The sequence below is a fragment of the Pseudomonas sp. PH1b genome (assembly GCF_000633395.1).
Taxonomy (GTDB): domain Bacteria; phylum Pseudomonadota; class Gammaproteobacteria; order Pseudomonadales; family Pseudomonadaceae; genus Aquipseudomonas.
The window spans coordinates 1-5,171 of sequence record NZ_AYMU01000019.1 but is presented as its reverse complement, the minus strand read 5'-3'; the positions used below and the strand labels follow the sequence as shown (position 1 = coordinate 5,171).

The following is a 5,171-nucleotide window of genomic DNA, read 5'->3' as shown; positions in this document are numbered from 1 at the left end:
TAAGCAAATTGCTTGGGTGTTATATGGTCAAGCCTCACGGGCAATTAGTATTGGTTAGCTCAACGCCTCACAGCGCTTACACACCCAACCTATCAACGTCGTAGTCTTCGACGGCCCTTTAGGGGATTCAAGATCCCAGTGAGATCTCATCTTGAGGCAAGTTTCCCGCTTAGATGCTTTCAGCGGTTATCTTTTCCGAACATAGCTACCCGGCAATGCCACTGGCGTGACAACCGGAACACCAGAGGTTCGTCCACTCCGGTCCTCTCGTACTAGGAGCAGCCCCTCTCAAATCTCAAACGTCCACGGCAGATAGGGACCGAACTGTCTCACGACGTTCTAAACCCAGCTCGCGTACCACTTTAAATGGCGAACAGCCATACCCTTGGGACCGGCTTCAGCCCCAGGATGTGATGAGCCGACATCGAGGTGCCAAACACCGCCGTCGATATGAACTCTTGGGCGGTATCAGCCTGTTATCCCCGGAGTACCTTTTATCCGTTGAGCGATGGCCCTTCCATACAGAACCACCGGATCACTAAGACCTACTTTCGTACCTGCTCGACGTGTCTGTCTCGCAGTCAAGCGCGCTTTTGCCTTTATACTCTACGACCGATTTCCGACCGGTCTGAGCGCACCTTCGTACTCCTCCGTTACTCTTTAGGAGGAGACCGCCCCAGTCAAACTACCCACCATACACTGTCCTCGATCCGGATAACGGACCTGAGTTAGAACCTCAAAGTTGCCAGGGTGGTATTTCAAGGATGGCTCCACGCAGACTGGCGTCCACGCTTCAAAGCCTCCCACCTATCCTACACAAGCAAATTCAAAGTCCAGTGCAAAGCTATAGTAAAGGTTCACGGGGTCTTTCCGTCTAGCCGCGGATACACTGCATCTTCACAGCGATTTCAATTTCACTGAGTCTCGGGTGGAGACAGCGCCGCCATCGTTACGCCATTCGTGCAGGTCGGAACTTACCCGACAAGGAATTTCGCTACCTTAGGACCGTTATAGTTACGGCCGCCGTTTACCGGGGCTTCGATCAAGAGCTTCGCGTTAGCTAACCCCATCAATTAACCTTCCGGCACCGGGCAGGCGTCACACCCTATACGTCCACTTTCGTGTTTGCAGAGTGCTGTGTTTTTAATAAACAGTCGCAGCGGCCTGGTATCTTCGACCGGCATGAGCTTACGGAGCAAGTCCTTCACCCTCACCGGCGCACCTTCTCCCGAAGTTACGGTGCCATTTTGCCTAGTTCCTTCACCCGAGTTCTCTCAAGCGCCTTGGTATTCTCTACCCAACCACCTGTGTCGGTTTGGGGTACGGTTCCTAGTTATCTGAAGCTTAGAAGCTTTTCTTGGAAGCATGGCATCAACCACTTCGTCACCTAAAAGGTAACTCGTCATCAGCTCTCGGCCTTAGAACCCCGGATTTACCTAAGATTCCAGCCTACCACCTTAAACTTGGACAACCAACGCCAAGCTGGCCTAGCCTTCTCCGTCCCTCCATCGCAATAACTAGAAGTACAGGAATATTAACCTGTTTTCCATCGACTACGCTTTTCAGCCTCGCCTTAGGGACCGACTAACCCTGCGTCGATTAACGTTGCGCAGGAAACCTTGGTCTTTCGGCGTGGGTGTTTTTCACACCCATTGTCGTTACTCATGTCAGCATTCGCACTTCTGATACCTCCAGCAAGCTTCTCAACTCACCTTCACAGGCTTACAGAACGCTCCTCTACCGCATCACTTACGTGATACCCGTAGCTTCGGTGTATGGTTTGAGCCCCGTTACATCTTCCGCGCAGGCCGACTCGACTAGTGAGCTATTACGCTTTCTTTAAAGGGTGGCTGCTTCTAAGCCAACCTCCTAGCTGTCTAAGCCTTCCCACATCGTTTCCCACTTAACCATAACTTTGGGACCTTAGCTGACGGTCTGGGTTGTTTCCCTTTTCACGACGGACGTTAGCACCCGCCGTGTGTCTCCCATGCTCGGCACTTGTAGGTATTCGGAGTTTGCATCGGTTTGGTAAGTCGGGATGACCCCCTAGCCGAAACAGTGCTCTACCCCCTACAGTGATACATGAGGCGCTACCTAAATAGCTTTCGAGGAGAACCAGCTATCTCCGAGCTTGATTAGCCTTTCACTCCGATCCACAGGTCATCCGCTAACTTTTCAACGGTAGTCGGTTCGGTCCTCCAGTCAGTGTTACCTAACCTTCAACCTGCCCATGGATAGATCGCCCGGTTTCGGGTCTATTCCCAGCGACTAGACGCCCTATTAAGACTCGCTTTCGCTACGCCTCCCCTATTCGGTTAAGCTCGCCACTGAAAATAAGTCGCTGACCCATTATACAAAAGGTACGCAGTCACAGAACAAAGTCTGCTCCCACTGCTTGTACGCATACGGTTTCAGGATCTATTTCACTCCCCTCTCCGGGGTTCTTTTCGCCTTTCCCTCACGGTACTAGTTCACTATCGGTCAGTCAGTAGTATTTAGCCTTGGAGGATGGTCCCCCCATATTCAGACAAGGTTTCTCGTGCCCCGTCCTACTCGATTTCATGACTAAGAGATTTTCGCGTACAGGGCTATCACCCACTATGGCCGCACTTTCCAGAGCGTTCCGCTAATCTCAAAGCCACTTAAGGGCTAGTCCCCGTTCGCTCGCCACTACTAAGGGAATCTCGGTTGATTTCTTTTCCTCAGGGTACTTAGATGTTTCAGTTCCCCTGGTTCGCCTCTTGCACCTATGTATTCAGTACAAGATAACCATCTTATGATGGCTGGGTTCCCCCATTCAGACATCTCCGGATCAAAGTCTGTTTGCCGACTCCCCGAAGCTTTTCGCAGGCTACCACGTCTTTCATCGCCTCTGACTGCCAAGGCATCCACCGTATGCGCTTCTTCACTTGACCATATAACCCCAAGCAATCTGGTTATACTATGAAGACGACATTCGCCGAAAATTTGCATTCTTAATTAAAAGAGAACTCACAAATTTTACCTTAGCCTGATCCGTTACCAGTGAAAGTAACGTTCAGTCTATCTTTCTATCACATACCCAAATTTTTAAAGAACGATCTAATCAAAAGACTAGAAATCAACATTCAATGTGAATGCTCATTTCTAAGCTTTCAGAAGCAGTTTATGGTGGAGCCAAGCGGGATCGAACCGCTGACCTCCTGCGTGCAAGGCAGGCGCTCTCCCAGCTGAGCTATGGCCCCATAACAAAATTGGTGGGTCTGGGCAGATTCGAACTGCCGACCTCACCCTTATCAGGGGTGCGCTCTAACCAACTGAGCTACAGACCCAATTTCGAGCTTGTAACTGTTAGCTTGGAGCTATCAGCTTGGAGCTTAAAGCTGCTTCTATCGTCTTCTTCAATGAATCAAGCAATTCGTGTGGGAGCTTATGAAGCAGCTGATGTCGTCGATTAAGGAGGTGATCCAGCCGCAGGTTCCCCTACGGCTACCTTGTTACGACTTCACCCCAGTCATGAATCACACCGTGGTAACCGTCCTCCCGAAGGTTAGACTAGCTACTTCTGGTGCAACCCACTCCCATGGTGTGACGGGCGGTGTGTACAAGGCCCGGGAACGTATTCACCGCGACATTCTGATTCGCGATTACTAGCGATTCCGACTTCACGCAGTCGAGTTGCAGACTGCGATCCGGACTACGATCGGTTTTATGGGATTAGCTCCACCTCGCGGCTTGGCAACCCTTTGTACCGACCATTGTAGCACGTGTGTAGCCCAGGCCGTAAGGGCCATGATGACTTGACGTCATCCCCACCTTCCTCCGGTTTGTCACCGGCAGTCTCCTTAGAGTGCCCACCATAACGTGCTGGTAACTAAGGACAAGGGTTGCGCTCGTTACGGGACTTAACCCAACATCTCACGACACGAGCTGACGACAGCCATGCAGCACCTGTCTCAATGTTCCCGAAGGCACCAATCTATCTCTAGAAAGTTCATTGGATGTCAAGGCCTGGTAAGGTTCTTCGCGTTGCTTCGAATTAAACCACATGCTCCACCGCTTGTGCGGGCCCCCGTCAATTCATTTGAGTTTTAACCTTGCGGCCGTACTCCCCAGGCGGTCAACTTAATGCGTTAGCTGCGCCACTAAGAGCTCAAGGCTCCCAACGGCTAGTTGACATCGTTTACGGCGTGGACTACCAGGGTATCTAATCCTGTTTGCTCCCCACGCTTTCGCACCTCAGTGTCAGTATCAGTCCAGGTGGTCGCCTTCGCCACTGGTGTTCCTTCCTATATCTACGCATTTCACCGCTACACAGGAAATTCCACCACCCTCTACCATACTCTAGCTTGCCAGTTTTGGATGCAGTTCCCAGGTTGAGCCCGGGGCTTTCACATCCAACTTAACAAACCACCTACGCGCGCTTTACGCCCAGTAATTCCGATTAACGCTTGCACCCTCTGTATTACCGCGGCTGCTGGCACAGAGTTAGCCGGTGCTTATTCTGTCGGTAACGTCAAAACAATCACGTATTAGGTAACTGCCCTTCCTCCCAACTTAAAGTGCTTTACAATCCGAAGACCTTCTTCACACACGCGGCATGGCTGGATCAGGCTTTCGCCCATTGTCCAATATTCCCCACTGCTGCCTCCCGTAGGAGTCTGGACCGTGTCTCAGTTCCAGTGTGACTGATCATCCTCTCAGACCAGTTACGGATCGTAGCCTTGGTGAGCCATTACCTCACCAACTAGCTAATCCGACCTAGGCTCATCTAATAGCGTGAGGTCCGAAGATCCCCCACTTTCTCCCGTAGGACGTATGCGGTATTAGCGCCCGTTTCCGGACGTTATCCCCCACTACTAGGCAGATTCCTAGGCATTACTCACCCGTCCGCCGCTCGCCACCAGGTACAAGTACCCGTGCTGCCGCTCGACTTGCATGTGTTAGGCCTGCCGCCAGCGTTCAATCTGAGCCATGATCAAACTCTTCAGTTCAAACATCTTTGGGTTTTGAGAAAACCCTAAACTTGGCTCAGCAATCGTTGGTTACATCTTTGATTTCTCGCGGAGTAACTTGTGATGCTGATAATCTTTTTGACTATCAGTCTGACTCCACAAGCACCCACACGAATTGCTTGATTCAGTTGTTAAAGAGCGGTTGGTTAAGATCTTTCGTCTCAACCGAGGCGCGCA

Annotated in this window: 2 tRNA genes and 2 rRNA genes; all 4 read right to left on the bottom strand. The window is 51.2% G+C overall.

The features are described 5' to 3' along the window. Nucleotides 1-23: 23 nt before the first annotated feature. Nucleotides 24-2,915 (bottom strand): 23S ribosomal RNA (locus U873_RS0125065). A gap of 233 nt (nt 2,916-3,148) precedes the next feature. Continuing rightward, a tRNA-Ala gene (locus U873_RS0125060) sits at nt 3,149-3,224 on the bottom strand. Between the two features lie 10 nt (nt 3,225-3,234). After that, a tRNA-Ile gene (locus U873_RS0125055) sits at nt 3,235-3,311 on the bottom strand. A 123-nt stretch (nt 3,312-3,434) separates the two neighbouring features. Further along, a 16S ribosomal RNA gene (locus U873_RS0125050) occupies nt 3,435-4,973 on the bottom strand. Together the 16S and 23S rRNA genes with 2 tRNA genes alongside form the textbook arrangement of a ribosomal RNA operon. Nucleotides 4,974-5,171 lie beyond the last annotated feature (198 nt).